This window comes from Sphingomonas telluris, assembly GCF_022568775.1.
In the GTDB taxonomy this organism is placed as follows: Bacteria; Pseudomonadota; Alphaproteobacteria; order Sphingomonadales; family Sphingomonadaceae; genus Sphingomicrobium; species Sphingomicrobium telluris.
This window is the reverse complement of sequence record NZ_JAKZHW010000002.1, coordinates 289,371-313,236: the sequence shown is the minus strand read 5'-3', so window position 1 is coordinate 313,236 and position 23,866 is coordinate 289,371. Positions and strand designations below refer to the sequence as shown.

Annotated in this window: 20 protein-coding genes and 1 tRNA gene; 9 read left to right on the top strand and 12 right to left on the bottom strand. The window is 65.9% G+C overall.

Going from position 1 to position 23,866, the window contains the following annotated elements; translation table 11 throughout:
* Window positions 1-95 precede the first annotated feature (95 nt).
* The gene (locus LZ016_RS12560; protein WP_241447804.1) at window positions 96-710 is read right to left on the bottom strand and encodes a LolA family protein; all 615 of its coding nucleotides are present in this window, start codon (window positions 708-710) and stop codon (window positions 96-98) included.
* Between the two features lie 95 nt (window positions 711-805).
* Window positions 806-3,136, bottom strand: coding sequence for a DNA translocase FtsK (locus tag LZ016_RS12555; protein ID WP_241447803.1), 2,331 nt, complete (start codon window positions 3,134-3,136; stop codon window positions 806-808).
* A gap of 103 nt (window positions 3,137-3,239) precedes the next feature.
* Between LZ016_RS12555 and LZ016_RS12550 the strand changes: the two genes are divergently transcribed.
* Window positions 3,240-4,454 carry an FAD-dependent monooxygenase gene (locus LZ016_RS12550; RefSeq protein ID WP_241447802.1) on the top strand — a complete coding sequence of 405 codons (1,215 nt, stop codon included), beginning with the start codon at window positions 3,240-3,242 and terminating at the stop codon, window positions 4,452-4,454.
* On the opposite strand, the gene LZ016_RS12545 is transcribed toward LZ016_RS12550, so the two are convergent.
* Window positions 4,455-5,090, bottom strand: coding sequence for an LON peptidase substrate-binding domain-containing protein (locus LZ016_RS12545; protein ID WP_241447801.1), 636 nt, complete (start codon window positions 5,088-5,090; stop codon window positions 4,455-4,457).
* Window positions 5,087-5,980: a tetratricopeptide repeat protein gene (locus LZ016_RS12540; RefSeq protein WP_241448373.1), complete on the bottom strand. Its 894-nt coding sequence runs from the start codon at window positions 5,978-5,980 to the stop codon at window positions 5,087-5,089. Before LZ016_RS12540 ends, LZ016_RS12545 begins: the two co-directional genes overlap by 4 nt.
* A 198-nt stretch (window positions 5,981-6,178) precedes the next feature.
* On the opposite strand from LZ016_RS12540, the gene LZ016_RS12535 reads away from it, so the two are divergent.
* A tRNA-Gly gene (locus LZ016_RS12535) sits at window positions 6,179-6,253 on the top strand.
* A 92-nt stretch (window positions 6,254-6,345) separates the two neighbouring features.
* Window positions 6,346-7,785, top strand: a complete 1,440-nt coding sequence (locus tag LZ016_RS12530; protein WP_241447800.1) for an NAD-dependent succinate-semialdehyde dehydrogenase — start codon at window positions 6,346-6,348, stop codon at window positions 7,783-7,785.
* A gap of 1 nt (window position 7,786) precedes the next feature.
* Here the strand turns inward: LZ016_RS12530 and LZ016_RS12525 are convergent, their stop codons facing one another.
* From LZ016_RS12525 to hemC, 5 genes are all read right to left on the bottom strand, one after another.
* Complete coding sequence (locus LZ016_RS12525) at window positions 7,787-8,407, bottom strand: prolyl hydroxylase family protein (RefSeq protein ID WP_241447799.1); 621 nt, start codon at window positions 8,405-8,407, stop codon at window positions 7,787-7,789.
* Window position 8,408: 1 nt separating this feature from the next.
* Entirely contained in the window at window positions 8,409-9,500 is a 1,092-nt protein-coding gene (locus tag LZ016_RS12520; RefSeq protein WP_241447798.1) for a serine hydrolase, read from the bottom strand.
* Window positions 9,501-9,622: 122 nt separating this feature from the next.
* A complete protein-coding gene (locus tag LZ016_RS12515) occupies window positions 9,623-10,426 on the bottom strand; it encodes an MICOS complex subunit MIC60 (RefSeq protein WP_241447797.1) in 804 nt (267 codons plus the stop codon).
* Between the two features lie 5 nt (window positions 10,427-10,431).
* Complete coding sequence (locus LZ016_RS12510) at window positions 10,432-11,094, bottom strand: uroporphyrinogen-III synthase (RefSeq protein ID WP_241447796.1); 663 nt, start codon at window positions 11,092-11,094, stop codon at window positions 10,432-10,434.
* A complete protein-coding gene (hemC, locus tag LZ016_RS12505) occupies window positions 11,091-12,011 on the bottom strand; it encodes a hydroxymethylbilane synthase (RefSeq protein WP_241447795.1) in 921 nt (306 codons plus the stop codon). The genes LZ016_RS12510 and hemC overlap by 4 nt, the downstream gene beginning before the upstream one ends.
* Window positions 12,012-12,081: 70 nt before the next feature.
* On the opposite strand from hemC, the gene tsaD reads away from it, so the two are divergent.
* Window positions 12,082-13,113, top strand: a complete 1,032-nt coding sequence (tsaD, locus tag LZ016_RS12500; RefSeq protein ID WP_241447794.1) for a tRNA (adenosine(37)-N6)-threonylcarbamoyltransferase complex transferase subunit TsaD — start codon at window positions 12,082-12,084, stop codon at window positions 13,111-13,113.
* Entirely contained in the window at window positions 13,110-14,087 is a 978-nt protein-coding gene (locus LZ016_RS12495) for an NAD(P)H-dependent glycerol-3-phosphate dehydrogenase (protein ID WP_241447793.1), read from the top strand. Before tsaD ends, LZ016_RS12495 begins: the two co-directional genes overlap by 4 nt.
* Here the strand turns inward: LZ016_RS12495 and LZ016_RS12490 are convergent.
* Window positions 14,084-14,281 (bottom strand): DUF1674 domain-containing protein, encoded by a 198-nt coding sequence (locus tag LZ016_RS12490; RefSeq protein ID WP_366512940.1) that lies wholly within the window; start codon window positions 14,279-14,281, stop codon window positions 14,084-14,086. The genes LZ016_RS12495 and LZ016_RS12490 overlap by 4 nt on opposite strands.
* Here LZ016_RS12490 and LZ016_RS12485 point away from each other — a divergent pair.
* From LZ016_RS12485 to purH, 4 genes are read left to right on the top strand one after another with little or no spacing between them, the layout of a single operon-like run.
* Window positions 14,280-15,542, top strand: a complete 1,263-nt coding sequence (locus LZ016_RS12485; protein WP_241447792.1) for an RsmB/NOP family class I SAM-dependent RNA methyltransferase — start codon at window positions 14,280-14,282, stop codon at window positions 15,540-15,542. The two genes, LZ016_RS12490 and LZ016_RS12485, sit on opposite strands and share 2 nt — an antisense overlap.
* Window positions 15,543-15,557: 15 nt before the next feature.
* Window positions 15,558-16,220: a ribulose-phosphate 3-epimerase gene (rpe, locus tag LZ016_RS12480; RefSeq protein WP_241447791.1), complete on the top strand. Its 663-nt coding sequence runs from the start codon at window positions 15,558-15,560 to the stop codon at window positions 16,218-16,220.
* The gene (locus tag LZ016_RS12475) at window positions 16,217-17,860 is read left to right on the top strand and encodes a heparinase II/III family protein (RefSeq protein ID WP_241447790.1); all 1,644 of its coding nucleotides are present in this window, start codon (window positions 16,217-16,219) and stop codon (window positions 17,858-17,860) included. Before rpe ends, LZ016_RS12475 begins: the two co-directional genes overlap by 4 nt.
* A gap of 17 nt (window positions 17,861-17,877) precedes the next feature.
* Window positions 17,878-19,470, top strand: coding sequence for a bifunctional phosphoribosylaminoimidazolecarboxamide formyltransferase/IMP cyclohydrolase (purH, locus tag LZ016_RS12470; RefSeq protein WP_241447789.1), 1,593 nt, complete (start codon window positions 17,878-17,880; stop codon window positions 19,468-19,470).
* On the opposite strand, the gene LZ016_RS12465 is transcribed toward purH, so the two are convergent.
* Both LZ016_RS12465 and polA read right to left on the bottom strand, forming a co-directional pair.
* The gene (locus LZ016_RS12465; protein WP_241447788.1) at window positions 19,467-21,008 is read right to left on the bottom strand and encodes a lipopolysaccharide biosynthesis protein; all 1,542 of its coding nucleotides are present in this window, start codon (window positions 21,006-21,008) and stop codon (window positions 19,467-19,469) included. The genes purH and LZ016_RS12465 overlap by 4 nt on opposite strands.
* Window positions 21,005-23,854: a DNA polymerase I gene (gene polA, locus LZ016_RS12460; protein WP_241447787.1), complete on the bottom strand. Its 2,850-nt coding sequence runs from the start codon at window positions 23,852-23,854 to the stop codon at window positions 21,005-21,007. Before polA ends, LZ016_RS12465 begins: the two co-directional genes overlap by 4 nt.
* Window positions 23,855-23,866 lie beyond the last annotated feature (12 nt).

Sequence of the window (23,866 nt, the reverse complement as noted above, 5' to 3'; positions counted from 1 at the left end):
CAGGGGGAAACCCCAGGCTGATCCGCAGGATCAATGCGCTCTTTACCACCCGAACCTGACGCCCTGATGAACAGTTTTGTTTAGCTACGCAAGTTTCATGATCCGCGCTTCGTCGGCATCTTGAAGCTGAAGGCGCCGTCGGACACCGCGACGTTGTATCGCTGGTTGTCCAGCTTGATGGTCGTGCGCTTGTTCTGTGCGTCGATCGCGGTCCAGCCCTCCAGCATCAATCCGCCGGGCGCAGAAGGGTTGCGCGCGAAGGCGAGGATCAGCGTTCCGAACTCGGGACGACGGGCATCACGGGCGCGGACGACCAGAATGCGCGGATCGCTCTGCGGCACGATCTTCGCGATGCGTCCGATGTCGGGGTTGGCGCCGAGCAGGATGCCGAGCGGCGTCTTGTTCAGGCTCCAACTGTTCGCCTGGCCGACCGAATAGTCGAGAAACCACAGCTTGCCGCCGGTGCCCACGAGCAGCAAATCGCCGCCCTGATATTGGAAGCGGATCTGGCCGGGCCTCTTCAGCTGCAGAGTGCCGGAATCGCTACGGCCCTTGGCGTCGGTCTGGCGGAAGTTCGCGGTCATCGACTGTACCGCCGCCAGATGCGCCTCAACCTTGGCAATGTCGTTGGTCTGCGCCTGCGCGGGGACTGCCGCCGCAACAATGGCGATCGGCGCCAGGGCGCGCGCAAGATTCGTCGAAAAGCTCATCTACCAAACTCCTGGGATTTGGATGCCGGTGTGGCGTTGCGGCATTGAATGCGGTCTGAACCCGCCGGTTCCCGCTTGTTCAGCTTCGCGCCGGCTCAGATCGGGTGCCCGTCCGAATCGATCAGCACTTCGCGGCGGCCGACATGGTCGGGCTGCCCGACGAGGCCGTCCTTCTCCATCCGCTCGATCAGGCGCGCGGCGCTGTTGTAGCCGACCCGGAGCTGGCGCTGGAGGTAGGAGGTCGATGCCTTCTGGCTTTCCGCGACGATCTGGATCGCCTTGCGGTAGAGTTGCGTCTCCGCATCGTCCTCGCCCGTCGGCTGGCCGTCGAACATGTAGCCGCCGTCTTCCGGCTCCTCGGTGACGGCCTGGATGTAGTCCGGCACGCCCTGCCGCCGCCAATGCTCGGCAACCGAGCGGACCTCCTCGTCGGTGACGAAGGGGCCGTGGACGCGGATGATCTGCTTGCCGCCGGGCATGTAGAGCATGTCGCCCTTGCCGAGCAGCTGCTCGGCACCCTGCTCGCCAAGGATGGTGCGGCTGTCGATCTTGCTGGTGACCTGAAAGCTGATGCGCGTGGGCAGGTTGGCTTTGATGACGCCGGTGATGACGTCGACCGACGGGCGCTGCGTCGCCATGATCAGGTGAATGCCGGCCGCGCGCGCCTTCTGGGCGAGGCGCTGGATGAGGAATTCCACCTCCTTGCCGGCGGTCATCATGAGATCGGCGAGCTCGTCGACCACAACGACGATCTGCGGGAGCACGTCATATTCGAGCTCCTCCATCTCGTAGATCGGTTGGCCCGAGCTGGCGTCGTAGCCCGTCTGGACCCGGCGGCCGAGCTTCGAGCCCTTGGCCTTCGCATCGCGGACCTTCTGGTTGAAGCTCGGCAGCGCGCGAACGCCGAGGTTCGCCATCATCCGATAGCGTTCCTCCATCTGCTCGACCGTCCATTTGAGGGCGCGGATGGCCTTCGACGGCTCGGTGACAACCGGCGACAGCAGGTGCGGAATATCGTCGTAGGTGCTGAGCTCCAGCATCTTCGGATCGATCATGATCATACGGCACTCTTCCGGGGTCAGCCGGTAGAGCAGCGACAGGATCATGCAGTTGAGGCCGACCGACTTGCCCGAGCCGGTGGTGCCGGCGACCAGAAGGTGAGGCATCGGCGCGAGGTCTGCGATGACGGGATCGCCGGCGATGTTCTTGCCGAGGATCAGCGGCAGCGACATGTTCTGGTCTTCGAACGCCTGGCTGCCGATCAGCTCCGACAGACTGACCGTCTCGCGCTTCGGATTGGGAAGCTCGATGCCGATGACGCTGCGGCCGGGGATCGTCGCTACACGAGCCGACAGCGCCGACATGTTGCGGGCGATGTCGTCGGCGAGCTGGATCACGCGGCTGGCCTTGATGCCGCTGGCGGGCTCCAGCTCGTACATGGTGACGACGGGGCCCGGACGAACCTCGACGATGTCGCCGCGCACGTGGAAGTCTTCGAGGACAGATTCGAGCAGGCGGGCATTCCGCTCCAGCCCGGCACGGTCGATCTGCGACCGCCCCTTCTCGGGCGGGGCGGCGAGCAGTTCGAGCGTCGGCAGCTGGTAATTGTCGCCGAGCGCGAGACTCTGCTGAGTCGCTGGGGCGCGCTTTCCACCACGAGCGCTGCCCGCCGGCGCGATCGGCTTCGGAGGCTCGGCAACCGCGACAGCCGGCCGCGACTTCGGCGGCGCAGCGCTCGGGAGGCGCTCCTCCGCGATTTCCGTCTGGCGGCGCGGTGCCGAGATCTTCGGACGAGGATTGCGGCGGAAGATCCCGCCGACCCACGCCTTCTCATCCTGCTGCAGGCCAAGCGCCAGATAGCCGAGGAACAGACCGGCGAGCGCGAAGATGATCAGCGCGGCGAGATGCGCCGGTCCCGCTATCGCGTCGTTCGGGATGAGGTCGATGCCCGCGCTCACCCCATGAGCGGCAGCGAGGCCGATCGCTCCGCCCCAGCCGCCCGGGAGGCCCGAAACGGACGAAGCGCTCGTGAGGCTGAGCGCGATGCCGACGAGGATCGCGCCGATCCCCGCGACGAAAAGCGCGCGGCCGATGCGGCCAGCGGGCTCAAGCCGCATCATCCGCAGGCCGGCGAGGCCGACCACCGGTATGAACAGCACGGAGCCCATCCCGAACAGCAGCAGCAAGGCGTCGCTCGCGTAGGCGCCGAAGCTGCCCATCCAGTTGGAGGGCGGTCCGCCCGCGGCGGTGCTGAAGGATGGGTCGGTGGTGTTGTGGGTAGCGAGCGCCAGCGACGTGCCGATCGCCACCGCGACGAGCAAGGCTCCCCACGTGCGCAGAGCAAGACGCTTCACCGACGCGCTTAACGCATCGCGCCAGTGAGGCTCGAGCTCCCTTTTTGAGGTCCGCACGGCTGCGGTTGCCATCAATCCATCCCCACCCAAATCCTTGTACAGTTTGCCTCTTCGCGGACTCCGCGGTCAAGCGATGCCTTGGCGTCAATGCGACGGAAGGTTAGTGCGCTCGCAAATGGATCGCGCGGACGTTCTCATCTTCGGCGGCGGACTGGTCGGCCTGGCGCTGGCATCGGCGCTCGATTCGAGCGGCATTTCCGCGATTCTTGTCGATCCGGCCGACCCCGGCGAGCGAACGAGCAAGGCTTTTGATGGACGCACCAGCGCTGTGTCCTCCAGCTCCATGCGCATGCTGGAGACGATCGGAGTTGCCGGCCATTTTCCCGTGCCCGGCTGTCCCATCCGGACCATCCAGGTCGCCGATGGGCTTCAGCCGGGCGGCCTCGCCTTTCAACCCGACGATGATGAGCCGCTCGGGGTCATGCACGAGAACCGAAACCTGCGCGCGGCGCTGCTCGCGCGGGCGGAGGCCGGCAAGAATCTGTGGCTGCTGTGGAGATCTGCGCCCAAATCGGTCGACCGCGGGCCGGATGGGGTGGTCGTTTCGCTGGAGGACGGACGCAAGCTCAGTGCGCCGATTCTCGCCGCGGTGGATGGCCGCAACTCTCCGATGCGCGAACGTGCGGGAATTCCGATCGCCCGCTGGAAATACGATCATAGCGCGATCGTCTCCACCCTTCGGCACGAGCGGCCGCACGACAATATCGCCTACGAGATCTTCTTCCCCGCCGGGCCCTTCGCGCTCCTGCCGATGACGGACGACGACGAAGGCCATCGTTCCGCGATCGTCTGGTCGGTACCCAAGGAGGATGCCGACGCCTGGCTGTCATTGACCGACGAGCAGTTCGCGGGCGAGGCGCAGGCGACGATGGGCGGCTTCGTGGGCAAGATCGAGATGGCCGCTCCGCGTTCGACCTATCCGCTGGGTTTCCACCACGCGGCGCAGATCACGGGCGAACGGCTCGCGCTGGTGGGGGATGCAGCCCACGCCATCCATCCGATCGCCGGACAGGGCCTCAACCTCGGCTTCCGCGATGCCGCCGCCCTTGCGCAGGTGCTCGCAGAGGGTGCGCGCCTGGGCCTCGATCTCGGCGACAAGCAGTTGCTCGACCGCTACCAGCGCTGGCGGGCCATCGATGCGCTGTCGGTGGCCTTCGCCACGGACAGCCTGACGCGGATTTACGGCATTCCTGGCAAGACCGCTTCCGCGGTCCGCCGCTTCGGCATGGGCCTGATCGACCGCGTCTCGCCGATGAAGAACCGCCTGATGAGCGAGGCGCGCGGGACGAGCGGCGAGCTTCCGCTGCTTTTGCGCGGGCTGCCGATCTAGCTACTGGAGCGTCGGCTGAACTTCGGCGCCAGTTACGGCCGCGCGCTGGAACTGCATCAGCTGGACCAGAAGGTCGGCACGATCGTCCAGTGACTGCGCTTCGAGCAGCGCCTGCTTGGCGCCGGTGTCGAAGGGCGCGACCTGGGCGATGGCGTTGACCAGCATCTCGTCGTCGAGGCGGCGAACAGCGGCCCAATCCACGGACAGGCGCATGGCATCGCCGAGACGCTTGGCTTCCCTCTCGACCTCGGCGCGAAGCGTCATCGACAGCGGCCCCGGCTCCTCATCGTCGAAGCCGTCGAGCTCGACCTCGGCATTACGGTAGAGCGTGTCCATGTCGGTCTCGCCGATCAGCCGGAAGCGATTCGTGCCGAGGAGGACGATGTTGTACCGGCCGTCCTCCAGCTCCTCGACGTTCACGATCTCGCCGACACAGCCGACGGGATGGAGCGGTGCGCCCTCCTCTTCGGGTGCCGTCGGCTGGACCATGCCGATCCGGCCGGCACCCTCCAGGACATCGCGGACCATCTCGCGATAGCGCGGCTCAAAGATGTGCAGCGGAAGCTGCGAGCGCGGGAACAGGATCGCGCCGGGCAGCGGGAAGATCGGAATCCGGAGCAGGCGCGATGCGCTCATGTAAACAGCAGCGCCGAAAGCCGCCGCCGCTGCGTCCGCGCCCACGGATCTTCCAGGCCTTGGGCCTCGATCAGCTGGAGGAATCGCTGGCGAGCGGCGCCCTCGTTCCAGTCGCGGTCCCGGCTGATGAGGTCGAGCAAAGCGTCGGCAGCGCCGTCGCGGTCCCCTGCGGCCATCTTCGCACCGGCCAGTTCGTACCGGGCTTCGAAATCGTCGGGGTTGGAAGCGATTCGGGCCTCGATCTCGGACGTATCCGATTCGGGCGCGGCCTTTGTGAGCTCCAGCGCGGCGCGGGCGCGGCTGACTTCGGCGTGGTTGGCCGCATCGGCAGGCGCGGCATCGAGCACTGCCCTTGCTTCGTCGGCCTCACCCGCGGCGAGCAAGGCGCGCGCCAAACCTCCGATGACGGTCGGATCTTCCGGCGCCATGTCGAGGATCTGCTGGAAGATGGAAACGGCGCGAGGCGCATCGCCTTCGGCCAGAACCTGCTCGCCCATGGCGATCAGCGGCTCGATTTCCGCCTGCTGCTCGTCCGCCGCACCCTTCACACCCAGCTGCGAGATCAGCTGATCGAGGACCCGCTTGAGCTGTCCCTCGGTGCGATAATTTGTGATGTCCGCGACCGGCTGCCCGCCGAAGAAGGCGTAGACGGTCGGGATCGACTGGATTCGGAACTGGGCCGCGATGACCTTTTCCTGGTCGACGTCGATCTTCACCAGCTTCACGCCCTTGTCGGCATATTCGGCGGCGAGCTTTTCGAGAATCGGACCCAATTGCTTGCAGGGCCCGCACCATTCCGCCCAGAAATCGAGGATCACCAGGCTGGTCATCGACGGCTCTATGACGTCGCGCTGCAAGCGCTCCACTGCCTCGCGTTCCGCCTCACTCAAGCCAAGGGTGGCCACGCTCGCCTGTACTCCGTTTGCTGCTGCCGATGATGCGCCCCATATGGTCGGATGAGACGCGCGCCACAAGATAAGCGGCACGCGTTGCGGGAATCGCCTTGCAGGAATCGATTTTGCCATGCTAGGCGCCCGCCACCCTGCCGCGAAGCAGCCACCCGGCGCTTACTGCGGCTCAAGCTCAGAGCGGGCGTAGCTCAGGGGTAGAGCACAACCTTGCCAAGGTTGGGGTCGAGGGTTCGAATCCCTTCGCCCGCTCCAGCTGTCTCAATCGAGAAGCGACTTGTCCGGCGCGCATTGGTGCGGCGGATGATTCGCGCCTATGTGCCTTGGCCCAGCTCGAAAGGACGCCGATGTCGGACCAGGCCGAACTCACTCGCCAGGAAAGTCGGGACAAGCTCCAGACGGTGAATCCCGCGACCGGAGAACCCGGCCGGTCCTACGAGAAGCATACGATCGACGATGCATATGCCGCGGCGAAGGCGGCACACGAGGCTTACCTGCAGTGGCGCCGGACGTCCTTCAGCGAGCGTTCTAACGTGATTCGCAAGGCCGCCGAGATTCTTCGCGCCCGCAAGGACGAGTTCGCTCGCCTGATGACCGACGAAATGGGCAAGACGTTCGACGACGGCCGAGCCGAGGTCGAGAAGTGCGCCTTTCACTGCGACTGGTTTGCCGACAACGCTGAGGGCTATCTCGCCAACGAGCCCGTCGACTTCGGTGGCGAGGAGGCGTTCGTCACCTTCAATCCGATCGGCGTCGTCCTCGCCGTGATGCCGTGGAACTTTCCCTTCTGGCAGGTCTTCCGGTTCGTCGCTCCTGCGCTGATGGCCGGCAATGGCGCGCTCCTGAAACATGCGAGCAACGTGCCTGGCTGCGCGCTCGCGATCGAGGAGGTGCTGCACCAGGCAGGCGTGCCGCATGACCTGTTCCGCACGCTCCTGATCGGCAGCGGCGACGTCGAGGCGCTGATCAAGGAGGATCACATTGCGGCCGTCACGCTGACGGGAAGCGTCGGAGCGGGACGAAGCGTCGCCACGGCCGCCGGTTCGGTCCTTAAGAAGTGTGTGCTCGAGCTCGGCGGCTCCGACGCCTACGTCATCCTGGAAGACGCTGAGGTCGTGGCGGCGGCCAAGGTGGCGGCGACCGCGCGGATGGTGAACGGCGGGCAGAGCTGCATCGCCGGCAAGCGCTTCATCGTCGTCCGCTCTATTCTCGAGCCGTTCGAGAAGGCCTTGGTCGACGCAATGCGCACATTCGAGATGGGCGATCCGCGCAAGGAAGGCACGAAGCTCGGCCCGATGCAGAGCGTTCACGCTCGCGACGACATCCACAAGCAGGTCGACGGCAGTATCCGTAACGGCGCGCGCCTGCTGCTCGGCGGCAAGATCCCAGACCGGCCGGGCGCCTGGTATCCGGCAACCGTCCTCACCAACGTGCTGCCTGGCCAGCCCGCGCATGATGAGGAAGTCTTCGGCCCGGTCGCCGCGATCATCGCCGCGGAGGACGAGAAGGATGCCATCCGCATCGCGAACGCGAGCGAGTTCGGCCTCGGGTCTGGCGTTCTGACGTCGGACCTCGATCGCGGCCGGCGCATTGCCGCTGAGGAGTTGGAGGCGGGGATGAGTTTCGTGAACGAGAATGTCCGTTCCGACCCGCGCGCCCCGTTCGGCGGCGTGAAGCATTCAGGATACGGCCGGGAATGCTCGGCTTACGGCATCCGCGAGTTCGTCAACATCAAGACGGTGCACGTGAAGCCGCTGGGCCACGGCGGAGACAACCGGACCGAGTAGCTCAGCCCACCGGCTGTTCGCGAAACCACTTCGTCAGGACGTATTTCGTCCCGCGCCGAACCTTCATGCCTTGGTGAATGGTCGAGGGGTTCGGATAGCCGTCTGGAAGTAGGTTGTTCCAGGTCAAGAGCTTGCCGCGCTCGGGCTGGATCGTCTTGCCGATCTTCTTGAACCGCGTCGCACCGCCATCCTCCGGTTCGTTGAGGTAGACCATTGCGGTCCAGGTGCGCTGTCCTTGGTCAGCCGTGTGCAGAAAGAAATCGTAGCCGCCCGGATTGAAGGTGTCGGTGTGCGGCTTGAACTCCTGGCCCGGGGCGTAGCGCTGCCCCTGAAGCGGCTCGCTATTTTCGAGCGATAAACCGAGCAGTTCGGCAAACTTCGGGTCGACCTTCGCGACGAGATCGTCCTTAGGATCCAGATCGCAGGTTTCGCTGGTGCGGAAATTGGCAATCCCGCTGTCGTCGGCGATCGTGGACGGACGGCGCTGGGCGTCGATCCGCTCGATCAGAGCGACACATGTCTCCTCGTCGAGGAAATCGCGCACAACGAACAGCTCGAGTTCCCGGCTCGGGACCCGCTGGACACCCGGTGTTCGGGCGAGCCTCTGTGCGGGCCCGTCCACGCTATAGCGTCGTGCTCGGGCTGTAGCGCATCTCGTGCTGGTTGATCACTGCGCGCACCACATTGTTCATCAGCGTCATGCGCACCGGAAGCGGTACGGACGTCTTCTTGATCATCACGGCAACCGAATAGCTGCGGCCGTCGGGCGCGGTGAGGATCCCGATGTCGTTATAACCGGCCTGGGTCGCGCCGAGGATCTGGCCGGTGCCCGTTTTGTGGCTGAGCGACCAGCCGGGCTTGAGCCCGCCCTTCAGCCGGTTCTTGCCGGTCGAGGTCTGGCTCATGATAGTCAGGAGCCGCGCAGTCGAAGCCGGCGACAGCAGTTCCCCAGCCTTCAACCGGGCAAGCGCGTTGACGATCGCGTTGGCAGAGGCGCCGTCGTACGGATCCTCGACGTAGCGGTTGAAGGCGGCCTTGCGGACCGACATCGGCAAGGCGTCGCGCGCTTGGTAGAAGGCGTTGCCGATCGAATAGCTCGGGCTCCACGTCAGGCCGGCGATGCGGCTCTGGAGCGAGCGCTCGCCCTCATAGAAGCGAATGGCCCCAAGGTCCTTTGCGCGGATCATGGCGCGAACGGCTTCCGGGCCGCCGACCGAGCGCATCAGCTTGTCGTTGCAGGTATTATCGCTCTTGGTCAGCGCCTGAAACATCAAGTCGCCAAGGCTCACTGTCGTGCCGCCGCCGAGGATCTTCGCGGCGATGGGCTGATGGAACAGGGTCAGGTCGGTGCGTGTGAGGGTGACCCTGTCGTTCAGGCTGACGCGTCCCTTGTCGACGGCGTCCAGCGCGGTGATCGCGACCCAAAGCTTGCTCACGCTCTGCTGCGGGTTGAGTTCGTTACCGTTCCAACTCGTCGACCAGCCTTCATTCACGGAACGGACGGCGATTCCAACGCGGCCGTTGAAGCCGCGGCCAAGGTCATCCACGCGATCGGCGATATAAAGCGGAGCCTTCGGCGGACGCACCGGCTGCACACGCTGCGGCGCGGAACCGATGCGCGGCTGCGGCGCGCCCGTCTGAACCATGGCGCTGGATCCGGTTTGACCGAGAGCAAGCACGGCGAGGCCAATGCTGAGCGGCCAACGTGACGTCATGACGGCACTTCCCCCACGAAATATCCCATAGCGCCAGCAGCTTAGCGGTTCTTGCTGAACGCAGGCTGTTCCACCCGGCGCGACTTTAAGAATCGCATCCTCAACCGAGTTTGCCAACCCTTTTAAGAGGCTGTGGAGCCGCTTTTCCCAAGCAAGGCCGCGGATTCGATCTCGTCGAGTGCACGGTGGACGCCGACATATTGCCGCGCCCGGGCGATCCATGCCTGCGCATGCGGGGCGCCGGGGAGCCGCATCGTCTCGGCCAGCGCCGCATCGACCTCTCCGTCCTCAAGCATCGACAAAGCGCGCAGATAGCGTGCGTCCGGCTGTGTCGACGGGCGATCGGCGCGGCGGACCTGGACCAGAGATCCAAGCTCGTTCTGGAACTGGGTCCACCAGCCCTGTTCCAGCTTCGAAGAGCGTAGTTCAGGGCCGAGGTTACGATATTCCGAAATGAGATCGTTCAGCTGCACCGGCGAATGCGAGCCGGTGATGATCGTGGCGACGGCGCGCTGATGCGTATCGCCGAAACGGTCGACCAGGAGCGGTTCGAGGAATCCCAGCGCCACGCCGCGATCCACCGCCCGCCTGGCCGCGAAGGCGACAAGCAGCGCGTCGGCACGGCCGGCGGAGCCTTCGACCCGCTGCGTCGAGCGCTCCACGCGCGAAAGGCGCTGCTCTAGCTGGCCGAGGCGCGCATCTTCCTCCGCGATCGCCTCCGGCGGCAGGGGAGCTTCCGGCTGAGCGATGGCTTGTTGGGCCGGACGAGTGACCACCGGTGCCGGCGCGACCCCGAGGAACCGCGCGGCCTGATCGTAATGCGCCAAGCCCCACGCTGCCCCAGCGGCACCAGCAATGATCAGGGCGATCGCGATCAGGAATCGCCCGCCCCAGCCTAGCCCTGCACTGTTCGAAGCCGTCGCCATTCGCCTCAAGTCTCGCACAGCCGGGCGGCAAGGGCCAGAAGGCTCGCGTCGTTGGGTTTGGCTGCGGTTCGAACCTCCGCCCAGCCGCACCCGGCCGCATCCGCGGCGGCGGCACTGATAGCAGCGATCAGCGTATCCCTGCGATCCGCCTCAGGAACGAGTTCGGCGAGCCGCCGGGCGGCACGTGGGGAGTGAAGGACCGCGACCTGACCTTTTAGCTTCGTCAGGTCTGCGGGCGCGGAGAGGGCCCGAGCCCGGTACACCGTCAGTAAAGTGATTGCCTGGGCTGGATCGCGGGGCGTGCGACGATCCTCACCGCACAGATGAAGCAAACGGAGCGTCGGATCGATCGACCGAAGCAGGTCGTCAGCGCCGCCCGTTCCTTTGCTTGCAACACCGAACCCGGCCACCTCAGCGGCGACGGCCGTCGCCTCCCCGACGGCATGAACCGGCAGCTCGCGGAGCTTTCCCAATTCGCTGCTGGCCATGTTCACGGCGTTGGCGCTGGTGAGGAGGATCGCGTCGTAATCGTCCGGGTCGGGCGCCGCCCAGTCGACGGGTTCCAGCTCGAACAGAGGAATTGCGATTGCGTCGAGGTCCATCGCCTTCGCCCGCTCCACGCTCTGGCCCGCGGCCGGTTGCGGGCGGAAAACGAAGAGGCGCCTCATCCCGCCGTGAAAAGGGAACGGATAGAATCCGGTGATCTGTCGAGCATGGCTCGCGCGAGCTTCGTGGGCGTATCGAGGTCGGCGCATTCGAAGGTCACGTCCTCGAAGACCTGATCGCGACCATCCTCGGACAGGAGCTGCGCGCGGAAGCGCACCTTGCCCTCGACGATTTCCGCATAAGCGGCGACCGGGGAATGACAGCTGCCGCCGAGCGCCGCAGTGAACGCGCGCTCGATGCTGACCAGCGTATGGGTCGTCCGGTCGTCGACGATGGTCAGGAAGGACTGAGTGACCGCGTCGTCCGCGCGGCACTCGATGGCGATCACCGCCTGCGTCGGCGCGGGAAGCATGACCTCGAGTGGGATTGGCGTACCGACATTGTTGATGCCCAAGCGGCGGAGGCCGGCGCCGGCGAGAAGGGTCGCGTCCACCTCGCCCGACTGCAGCTTGGCCAATCGCGTCTGCACGTTGCCGCGGATCGGCACGATCTTGAGGTCGGGGCGAAGCGACAGCAGCTGCGCCTTGCGGCGCGGCGAGGACGTGCCCACGACGGCACCTTCTTTCAGAGCATCGATGGATTCCGCACCGATCAGGCGCTCAAGCATGTCGCCGCGCGGGCGGACGGCCGCAATGTTGATGTCGCGCGGCCGGATCGCCTCGACGTCTTTGAGCGAATGGACGCAGAAATCGACCTCATGCTCCATAAGCGCCCGGTCGAGCTCCTTGGTCCACAGCTGCTTGCCGCCGAATTCTGCCAGCGGTCGGTCCTGGATGCGGTCGCCGGAAGTCTCGACCGTCTGGATCTGGACGAAATCGGCCGGCCAGCGGTTACCGACCTCCAGCGCTGAAGCCACTTTATGGGCCTGGGCTAAGGCCAGAGGCGAACCACGCGTACCGAGAATCGGAGACCGTTCCATGGCGCCCTGCTAGCCCTAAACCCTGCCCGCCACTAGCGGAGCGCGGCTTCGTGCGGCAAAGGCGCGGCTGATGGCTCTCATTCTCGGCCTCGAATCCTCCTGCGACGATACCGCAGCGGCGCTCGTCACGAGCGACCGGCGCATCCTAGCGCAGGCGATCGTCGGCCAAAACGAAGCCCATCGGCCGTTCGGGGGCGTCGTACCAGAGATCGCCGCGCGCGCCCACGTCGAGATCCTTCCCGATCTCATACGTCGAGTGCTTGGCGAAGCTGGCAAGAGCATCGACGACGTGAACGCAATCGCCGCCACCGCGGGTCCCGGCCTGATCGGCGGCGTGATGGTAGCCTTGCTCGCGGGGAAGGGTCTGGCGCTCGGGACCGGGAAGCCGCTTGTCGCGGTCAATCATCTCGAGGGCCACGCGCTGAGCCCTCGGCTCGTCGATCCCGATCTCGGCTTTCCCTATTTGCTGCTGCTGGTGTCCGGCGGGCATTGCCAGCTGCTCGAAGTTGCGGGCGTGGGCGAATATCGCCGCCTCGCGACGACGATCGACGATGCCGCCGGCGAGGCGTTCGACAAGGCCGCCAAACTGCTCGGACTGCCCTATCCCGGCGGTCCGGCAATCGAACGGCTCGCGGCTGAAGGCGATCCGAAGGCCGTCCCGCTGCCTCGGCCGCTCGTTGGTTCCGGCGAGCCGCACTTCTCGTTCGCAGGCCTCAAGAGCGCAGTTCAGCGGGCGGTGCAGTGCAACGCGTACCGCCCGGCGGACATCGCAGCGTCGTTCCAGCAGGCCGTCGTCGATTGCCTCGTCGATCGCACCCGGCTGGCGCTTGGCCGCAGCGATGCGCCGGCCTTGGTCGTCGCGGGAGGCGTCGCTGCCAACCGCGCCATTCGCGAGGCGCTTCAGAAGCTCGCAGCGAGTGAGGGACGTCAGTTCAGCGTGCCGCCCGCATGGCTATGCACCGACAATGCAGCGATGATTGCATGGGCGGGTGCCGAACGGTTCACGCGCGGCCTCACTGATCCGCTCGATGCACCGGCACGCGCGCGCTGGCCGCTCGATCCCGCGGCCGACAAGGTGCGCGGCGCCGGAGTGAAGGCGTGATCGGCGTTATCGGTGGTGGCGCTTGGGGGACCGCGCTTGCGCAGGTCGCCGCGAGCGAAGGGCGTGAAGTCCTCCTCTGGGCGCGGGAGCCGGACGTGGTGGAAGCCATCAACGGCCAGCACGAGAATGCCGTCTTCCTGCCGGGCTCGAAGCTCCACGAGACCGTCCGCGCAACCGGCGACCTTGCCGATCTCGCCCAGTGCAGCGCCTGGCTGGTCGTCACTCCGGCTCAGCATATGCGCTCGGTGCTCGAAGCGGCCCCAAGAAGCGAGGTGCCGCTGGTCCTGTGCTCCAAGGGTATCGAGGAGCGAAGCGGATCACTTCTGCATCATGTCGCCGTAGAAGCGCGTTCAGGCGCGCCGGTCGCAGTTCTCTCAGGGCCGACATTCGCGCATGAAGTTGCCGCCGGACTGCCGACCGCCGTCACTCTCGCTGCTGAGGATCCAGGCCTTGCTGAGTTCCTTCGGGATCGCATCGCCCGTCCGACATTCCGAATCTATTTGAGCGACGATGTTGCGGGTGCGGAGATCGGCGGCGCGGTGAAGAACGTCCTCGCCATCGCCTGCGGCGTGGTGGACGGCAAAGGTCTGGGACAGAATGCGCGGGCAGCGCTGATCGCGCGCGGCTTCGCGGAAATGACGCGGTTCGGTCTCGCCAACGGCGCGCGTCGTGAGACCCTCGTGGGTCTGTCCGGCATGGGCGACCTGGTGCTGACTTGTTCGTCGACGAGCTCGCGCAATTTCTCGCTCGGCAAAGGCATCGGAGAAGGTCGCTCGGCGGCAGAACTGATGAGCGACCGCAAGACCGTCGCGGAAGGCGCGTTTACGGCGCCCGTGTTGGCGAGGCTGGCTGAGCAGATGGGGATCGAAATGCCTGTTGTGGCTTCCGTCGCCAAGCTGCTTTCAGGAGAGGCCAACGTCGACGAGGTTCTCCAGGAGCTTCTGTCGCGACCGCCGCGGGCCGAGGCGCACTAGAAATCGATCGCGATGCCCTTCTTTTCCCAATCGCCGTAGCGAGTGGGATCGAGCCTCTGCTCTTCGCCGGCTGGCGGAGTGGCGTCACTCTGCCCTTCCGGTTTGGGCACCGGCGGCGATTTCGACAGATAGGGCGGAGCCTTGGGCCGCTTCGACTTGTTCATGACCGCAAGATGAGCATTGGGGCCGGTCATGCCAAGCACTGAGGGACTCCCTGCGCGCCAGGCGGCGCTGCAAATGCTCGACGCCGTGCTTCGGCGTGGGCGGACGCTGGACGCGGCGGCGCAGGGCTCGAAGGGCCTCAAGCCTGAGGATCAAGGCCTCGCGGTCGCGATTGCGGGAGAGGCGCTGAGACGCCTGCCCGACATCGACGCCCTTATCGACAGCGCGACGCGTCAACGGCTGCCGGACGACAGCAAGGCGCGACTGGTGCTGCGGATCGCCCTCGCGCAGCGGATCGGGCTCGGCACTCCCGAGCACGCGGTCGTGGCGACGGCGCTTCCGCTGGTGGACGGCGGCCCGCGACGGCTGGTGCACGGCGTGCTGGGAACGCTGCTGCGCCGCGGCCTGCCGACGATGGACGCTCCGCATCTGCCCGATGCCGTTGAACAGCGCTGGTCGGCCGCGTGGGGCGATCAAGCCGTCGAGGCCGCGCGGCGTCAGATCGCCAAGCGCCCCGCGCTCGACCTGAGCTTTGCCAGCGACGACGACGCGAAGGCCTTCGCTCAGGAAGCGGGCGGCGTCTCGCTCGCCAAACGGCACGTCCGGCTCACGGACGCCGGCGCGATCACTGATTTGCTGGGATTCGGCGAGGGCCGCTGGTGGGTGCAGGATCTCGCGGCGTCGCTGCCTGCACGTCTGATTCCGGAAGCAACAGGCGAGGTCCTCGATCTCTGCGCTGCGCCGGGCGGAAAGACGATGCAGATTGCCGCCGCCGGTCATGAGGTCACGGCGGTCGACCAAGCCGAATTGCGCCTGAAGCGGCTTCGGGAGAATCTCGATCGCACGCACCTGGATGCGAAGCTGGTCGCCGCCGAGGCGACCAAGTGGAAGCCAAGCCGACAGTTCGATGCCATCCTTCTCGACGCGCCATGTTCCGCCACGGGCACGTTTCGGCGTCACCCTGAGGTGCTCTACCGGGCGCGCCCGCAGATCATCCGCGACAGCGTGGACTTGCAGAAGGAACTGCTGACGCGCGCTACCTCCTGGCTGAAACCAGGAGGTAGCCTGGTCTACGCCGTCTGCTCGCTAGAGCCGGACGAAGGCGAACAGCTAATCGGCGACTTCCTCGCCCGCGATTCCGCCTTTCGGACGGACCCGCCACAGCCCGGCGAGCTGCCTGACTTCGTGACGCCATCGCCCGAGGGCTGGGTGCGAATCCTCCCCGGCCTGATCGAGGAGCAGGGCGGTCTCGACGGCTTCTTTGTCGCGCGCCTTGTCCGCACGGCAACTTAGCGTTTAATCGGGACCATGGTTCACCCCGTCATCTCTCCGTCCATCCTGTCCGCCGACTTCGCCATGCTCGGCGAAGAAGTGCGCGCGATCGACGAGGCGGGAGCCGACTGGATCCACGTCGACGTCATGGACGGCCATTTCGTGCCGAACATCACGATCGGGCCGGGCGTCGTGAAGGCATTGCGGCCGCACTCGCCCAAGCCCTTCGACGTCCACCTGATGATCTCGCCGATCGACCCGTTCCTCGACGCGTTCGCGGAGGCCGGGGCCGATATCATCACCGTCCATCCGGAAGCCGGGCCGCACCTCCACCGCACGATCCAGCGCATCAAAGGGCTGGGCAAGAAAGCGGGCGTGTCGCTCAACCCTGCAACGCCGGCAAAGGTGCTCGACTACGTCCTCGAGGAGATCGACCTCGTCCTCGTGATGAGCGTGAACCCGGGCTTCGGCGGCCAGAAGTTCATCACCAGCCAGCTGCGCAAGATTGAGGCGATCGCCAACCGCATCTCCAAGGAGAGCTTGAACGTTACCCTCGAGGTGGACGGTGGGATCGACACGACTACGGCGCGTCAGGCCGTGAATGCGGGCGCGACCGCTCTCGTCGCGGGCACGGCCGTTTTCCGTGGCGGACCGAACGATTACGCCGCCAACATCGCCGCCCTTAGGGGAGACGGATGAGCGCTGACGCCGCGGCGGTCGTCCGCAAGCTTGCCAAGCGTCCGCTCCTTTCGCGTCTGTTCGCCTCGGGCCGGCAGCCGCTAAAGCTCGTCGCTGTACCGCGCGACCATGTGCAGGGCGAAAGGCAGCGAGGCGAGGCGATCCTCGCCGGCCGCTTCGTGCTGGGCAACGAAAGCGTTTCGCTGACCGACCTCGATTTTGCGCATCTCGGCGTCGACAGCCCAATTGGCAGGGAGTTGCAGGGCTTCTCCTGGCTCCGCGACCTAGCCGCGGCCGCATCGCGCGAGAAGGGCGCGCGCGTCGCCGAAGCGCTCGCCGGCCGCTGGCTGCTATCCCATGGAACGCGCGTCGACGACGCCTGGAGGCCCGACCTTTGGGGCGAGCGCATCCTCTATTGGATGGCTTACGCGCCCTACATCCTTTCAAGCCGCGACGCCGGGTATCGCTCCGCCCTTCTCAACACGATGGTGCGTGGCGCCCGGCACCTCGACGCCAACGCGGAGAAGGCGCTCCCAGGATTGCCCCGGATCACCGCCTGGGCGGGCAGCGTCGCCGCGGGCATGCTTATCCAGGGCGGCGTTTCGCGCGTCGCGCGCGGCGAATCCGGATTGGCGCGAGCGTTGTCGACGGCTCAATTCGAAGACGGCGGACTGATCAGCCGGACGCCCTACGAGCAGGTCCGGCTGGTTGACCGGCTCCAGCTTCTTCGCGCGACCTATTCCGCCGCCAAGCAAAGCCTGCCCGAAAGTATCGAGGCCGCCATCGCCGCCGCCTTGGCCGCTCTTCATGGGGTCACGATGGGCGACGGCGCACTGTCGAGCTGGCAAGGCGGCAATCCCGGCGATGCCGCTCGCCTGCACGCGCTCGTCGAAGGCTGTGGAATCCGTGCGCGGCCCCTCCGGCAGGCACGAGGATGGGGTTATCACCGCATGTCGGCTCTCGGCACTGTGCTGGTGATCGACGCGGCTCCGCCTCCACCGGCGAAGATGGCGCCGAGGGGGTGCGCCTCCACATTGGCGTTTGAACTTTCGGACGGAGCGCAGCGGCTCGTCGTCAATTGCGGCGGCCCCGCGCCCCTCCCGACAAGCCTTCCCGAGGAGCTGACCGAAGCACTGCGGTCGACCGCCGCGCACAGCACGCTCGTGTTATCGGATACGAACTCGACGGCGATCCTGACCGACGGATCACTCGGCAAGGGCGTCGAGGACGTCAGCGTCGACCGCAGCGAAGACAATGACTGCAGCCGCCTCGAAGCTACTCACGATGGATACGCCCGTGCCTTTGGGCTCGTCCACAAGCGCAGCCTCATGCTCGGCAATGACGGCAAGGAGCTGCGCGGCGCCGACCAGATGCTTCCGAAGGGCCGGCGGAAGATCAAGGACGCCGCCCCATACGCCATTCGCTTCCATCTCGCTCCGGGCGTCGAACCAACCCTGACCGCCGACGGAATGGGCGCGATCCTCCGCTCGCCCGGCGCCCCTCCTTGGAATTTTCGCTGCCGCGGAGCGAACCTCGGAATCGAGGAAAGCCTGGTGATCGACGGGCGCGGCCAGCCCGTTCCAACGACTCATTTGGTGATTCAGGGCGAAGTCGCGGCTATCGGCGGCGACGTGGCCTGGCAGTTCCGCCGCTCGAGCTGAATAAAGAAGGAATTCGAATGACCGACCTCGTCCCCGTCAAAAGGGCGCTCATCTCCCTTTCCGACAAGAGCGGGCTCGACGCGCTGGCCGAAGGCCTCTCGAAGCGCGGCGTCGAATTGGTCTCGACGGGAGGAACGGCCGCGAAGCTGCGCGAGCTCGGACACCAGGTCCGCGACATTTCGGACCTCACGGGCTTCCCGGAAATGATGGACGGACGGGTGAAGACGCTCCACCCGAAGGTCCACGGCGGGTTGCTCGGCGTCCGCAACAATCCCGAACATGCGGCAGCAATGGAGGAGCATGGGATCGGGTCCATCGATCTCGTCGTCGTGAACCTTTATCCGTTTGAAGCGACGGTCGCTCGCGGAGCGGCTCGCGATGAGATCATAGAGAATATCGACATCGGCGGCCCCTCCATGGTCCGCTCGGCGGCCAAGAACCACGCGTTCGTCGCCATCGTCACCGACCCGGCGGACTATGCCGAGCTGTTGAAGCAACTCGACGAGAATGGCGGCGCGACGTCATACGAGTTCCGCAAGCGGCTGGCGGCCAAGGCCTATGCGCTGACGGCCGCATATGACTCCACCATCTCGCAATGGTTCGCCTTCGCCGACCAGGGCGAGCGGTTCCCGCCGCTGTGGACGCGGGCGAGCAAGCTGAAGATGCCGCTCCGCTACGGCGAGAATCCGCACCAGCAGGCGGCGCTTTATCTGCCCGTCGGACCCCATGCGACCGGCATCGCCCAGGCCGAGCAGGTGCAGGGCAAGGAGCTCAGCTACAACAATCTCAACGACGCCAATGCGGCGCTGGAGCTCGTCGCCGAGTTCCGCGATGCGCCGCCGACGGTCGTCATCGTAAAGCATGCGAACCCGTGTGGCGTAGCGAGCGCGGACACACTGCTCGATGCGTGGAACGAAGCGCTCGCGTGCGACAGCGTCTCGGCGTTCGGCGGCATCGTGGCGACCAACCGGCCGCTCGATGCAGCGACGGCCGAAGCGATCACGCAGATCTTCACCGAAGTCGTCGTCGCTCCCGACGCGGACGAGGATGCGAAGACGATCTTCGCGAAGAAGAAGAACCTGCGCCTGCTACTGACGGGCGGGCTGCCCGATCCGAAGCGGGGCGGGCAGACCGTCGCAGTCATCGCCGGGGGCATTCTGGTTCAAGACCGCGACAACGGCGCTATTGCCCCGGACGATCTGAAAGTCGTCACCAAACGGCAGCCGACCGAGCAGGAGCTTCGCGACTGCATGTTCGCCTGGACTGTGGCCAAGCACGTGAAGTCGAACGCGATCGTCTACGCCAAGGACGGCGCAACTGCGGGGATCGGCGCCGGCCAGATGAACCGCCGCGACAGCGCGCGCATTGCAGCCGCCAAGGCCCGAGAAGCGGCTGAAACGCACGGCTGGGCGGAGCCGCACACGGTCGGATCAGCCGTCGCGTCGGACGCGTTCTTCCCCTTCGCGGACGGGCTGCTGGCTGCGGTTGAGGCTGGCGCAACCGCGGTCATTCAGCCCGGCGGATCGATCCGTGACGATGAAGTGATCGCCGCTGCCGACGAGGCCGGTCTGGCGATGGTCTTCACGGGCATGCGCCACTTCCGCCACTAGCGGACGGCGTCCCCCGTAGTTCCGGGCGCGGGGACCTGAAGCTCTTCGACGTCTTCCTTCGAGAGGCGGAAGAGCTGGCGGTCTTCGGGCCCGAAACCCTTGGTCCAGAGCACGGCACCGAACGCCAGCAGGATCGCGGGGATGCCGAAGACCAGCTCGGCCCATTCGGGCAGGAAGGTCGCGAGCCAACCGACAAGCGTGCCCGCGGCAGCCGCCCAGATGAGCGGCCAGCGCCAGCCGTTCACTCGCTCGCCGAGAATCCGGCAAAGCATCCTCGACTTGACCACTGCTGCGAATCCCAGCGCGAGCATCAGGCCGATCGCTGGGCCCGTCGCCTGGAACATGACGGGCCAGTCGAACGCGCGCATGCCGACGATCAATGCAATCGCGAAGATGGCTTCGAGTGCCAGCATGGCGAGGCTGACAAGCATGTTCCGGTGGCGCGCGACGTAGATGAGAGCAGCTTCGCTAACGGCAGCCATGGCCGCGACGACTTCGGCCGCCAGCAAGAAGGCCAGCGCCGCCGTGCCGGATACGAACGCCGGACCGACCAGACCCATAACTGCCTCTCCGGGAATCGCCAGGGCGAGCGCGACGCCGAGCTGCGCGGCGATCACCCAGAAGCCTACCTGGCGGACCTGCTTCGCGACGGCAGCCTTGTCGCCTTCCTGGAGGTTGCGGGCGATCACGGGTCCGAGGATCGGATCGAAGCTGGTCTTGAGCTTGGCCGGCAGCGACGCGACGTTCTGCGCCACGTAGTAGATGCCGACCACCGTCGGCGAGAAGAAGAGGCCGAGGACGGCGATGTCGATGCGCCGCGATCCCCACTCGACGGCGTCGGCAGCCGCGACGGGGATGTTCCGCTTCGCCATCTTCCACAAAGTACGCGGATTGAGCGTCCAGCCATGCGGGACGCCGTATGTGCGCACGAACGGAATGATCGAGGCGACGAGCGCGGCGATCATCGACAGGACGTAGGCGATGATCAGCCCGTCCCTTAGCGACCAGAACGACCAGATGTAGGCCGCCGCGCTGATCGTGATCGGCTCGACGATCGCGCGGGCGCGCACGGTCGACGTGACGTCATGGCGATAGGCGAGCGCGGCCAACATGATGTCCGACCAGGCCAGAGCGATGATCGTGATCGGCAGCAGCCAGTCGAGTCCCGTGACCTGGCTGTTCGGGAACATCGCCTGCGGGAACAGCATCAGCACGGCCATGGCGATCGCCGCGCCAATGGCGGAAACGACCAGGGCGTCCCAGGCGACGCAGGCATGCGGCTTGTCGGTCTCCGCGAGCTGGCGCGCGAGTCCGCGCTTCAGGCCGAGCGTCGCGAGCTGCGCGGCGAACTCGACGATCAGGATGGCATAAGCGAAGCGTCCCAGGACCGCTGCGCCATAGATGCGGCCCGCGATGAAAAGGAACGGCAGGCGCGCGGCCAGCCTTACGCAAAACCCCAGGAAGTTGATCCGCCCTCCACGGGCCAGCGCTGCAAGGTCAGCGGCTGGTGCGGGGGCGGTTGCAGGCGCTGTGCTCAATGCGCCGCGCCCCAATGCTCGCCCCAACCCACTTCGACATCGAGGGGGACGTCCAGCTTGATCGCGGGCTCGGCGGCGGTGGCCATGACCCTCCGAACCACTTCGGCCGCTTCCTGCTCCCGCCCGTCGGGCACTTCGAAGACGAGTTCGTCGTGCACCTGCAAGAGCATGCGGACACCATCGAGACCCGCCTCTGCCAATGCGCCATCCATACGCGTCATGGCCCGCTTGATGAGGTCCGCGCTGGTGCCCTGGATGGGAGCATTGATCGCCGCGCGCTCGGCCCCGCCGCGGATGGAGGGGTTGGGCGACTTGATGTTCGGATAGAAGTGCGTCTTCCGGCCGAACAGTGTCTTCGTGTAGCCGTGCGACCGCACGAACTGCAGCGTGTCATCGATATATTGGCGGATGCCCGGGAAGCGCTCGAAGTAGCGGGCGATGATCGCCTGCCCCTCCTCCTTCGGGACGCCCATGCGTGACGCGAGTCCCCAAGGGGAGACGCCGTAGAGGATGGCGAAGTTGACCGTCTTCGCCTTGTTACGGTTCTCACGATCGGCAGAGCCGAACAGCTCCTCCGCGGTGATGTTGTGGATGTCCGCGCCCTCGCGGAACGCCTCCTTCAGCTGCGGCACGTCGGCCATGTGCGCGGCGATGCGCAGCTCGATCTGGCTGTAGTCGGCACTCATCAGCACGTAACCGGGCTCGGCAACGAAGGCGTCGCGGATCTTGCGGCCCAGCTCGGTGCGGATCGGGATGTTCTGCAGGTTTGGGTCGTTCGAGGAGAGCCGTCCCGTCTGCGCGCCGGTGAGGCTGAAGCTGGTGTGGACACGACCCGTCTCGGGATTGATCACCGATTGCAGTGCCTCGGTGTAGGTCGAGCGGAGCTTCGTCAGCTGGCGCCAGTCGAGTACCAGCCGCGCGCAATTGACGCCTTCACTCGCGAGCCGTTCGAGCTCGTTCACGTCGGTCGAATAGTGCCCGCTCTTGCCCTTGCGCCCGCCCTTCAGGCCGAGCCGGCCGTAGAGCACGTCGCCGAGCTGCTGCGGCGAGCCGATGGTGAATGGACCGCAGGCAGCTTCGTAGATCCGCTCCTCGAGCTTCGAAATCTCTTCCGAGAATGTCTTGCTCAAACCCGCGAGATAGTCGCGGTCCACCTTCACGCCGCGCCGTTCCATCCGCCCGATCACGGGGATGAGCGGCTGGTCGACCCGCTTGTAGACGCGCTCGGCGTTTTCAGTGGTCATGCGCGGCTTGAAGCGATGCCAGAGGCGCAGCGCGATGTCCGCGTCCTCGCCCGCATATTCAGTCGCTTCCTTCAGCGGCACCTTGTCGAAGGTGATCTGCCTCGCGCCCGTCCCGCACAGCGACTTGAAGCTGATGCACTCATGCTCGAACTGCGACTTCGCGAGGTCGGTCAGGTTGTGGCCGAAGCTGCGCCCCGCATCGAGATCGAAGCTCATCAGCATGGTGTCGTCGTATGGTGCGACGTCGATGCCCGCTTTGTCGAACATCACCCAGTCGTACTTGAGATTGTGGCCGATCTTCAGGACCGCCGGGTCTTCGAGGAGCGGCTTGAGCCGGTCGAGCACGAGCTGCAGGGGAAGCTGGTTCGGCGTTTCGGAGAGCAAGTCGCCGCCGACATGTCCCACCGGAATGTAGCAGGCGCGGTTCGGCCCCGTCGCAAGGCTGATGCCCGCGAGCTTGGCAATGATGCAGTCGATGCAATCGGTTTCGGTGTCGACCGCGACATAGCCCTGCGCGCGCGCCTCGGCGATCCAGCGGTCGAGCGCGGCTTCGTCGGTCACCGTCTCGTATTTAGAGACGTCCACTTCGATCTTCTCGGGCGCGTCCGGCTCGGTAATCTTGGACGCCGGTCTGCGGTCGAGCGCCGCCATGACGTCATTCCGAACGGTCGCGCCGGTGTTCGTCGGACCGCCGCCCACCATGCGGTTGAGCAGGGTCTTGAACCCTTGGTCCTCTAGGAATTCCTTGAGCGGCTCCGGCGGAATGCCCTTCAAGATCAGCTCGTCGAGCGGCTCCGGAAGCGGTGCATCGCAGACCAGCCGAACGAGCTCGCGAGACAGGCGCGCCGCTTCCGCGTGCTCGATCAGGTTCTGCTTGAGCTTCGGCTTCTTGATCTCCTCGACCGCGGCCAGCACGCCCTCGACGCTTCCGTAATCCTGAATCAGCTGGGTCGCCGTCTTCGGACCAACGCCTGGAACGCCCGGGACGTTATCGACGCTGTCGCCCATCAGTGCGAGGACTTCGCCGACCTTCTCGGGACCCACGCCGAACTTGTCATGCACCGCGGCTTCGTCGATCCGGCGGTCGTTCATCGTGTCGAGCATGTCTACGGCGCCATCCTCGACGAGCTGCATCAGGTCCTTGTCGGAACTGACGATCGTCACCTTCCAGCCGGCCTTTTTCGCCGCCATCACGTAGCAGGCGATGATGTCGTCGGCTTCGAGCCCTGCCTTTTCGATGCAAGGGATCGAGAAGGCCCGCGTCGCGACACGGATCAGCGGGAATTGCGGGACGAGGTCTTCCGGCGGCGGCGGGCGGTGCGCCTTGTACTGGTCGTACATCTCGTTGCGGTGCGTATGCTCCGACGCGTCGAGGATGACGGCCATGTGGGTCGGGCCCTCGGCCTGCTTCAGCCCGTCCGCCAGCTTCCACAGCATCGCTGTATAGCCGTAGACCGCGCCGACGTTCATGCCGTGCCGGTTGGTCAGCGGCGGCAGGCGGTGATAGGCACGGAAGATGTAGCTCGACCCGTCGACGAGGTAGAGGTGATTGGTGACCGTCTTCTCGGTCGCGGGCGCTTCGGCAGTTTCGATTTCGGACATGAACGAGCGGGT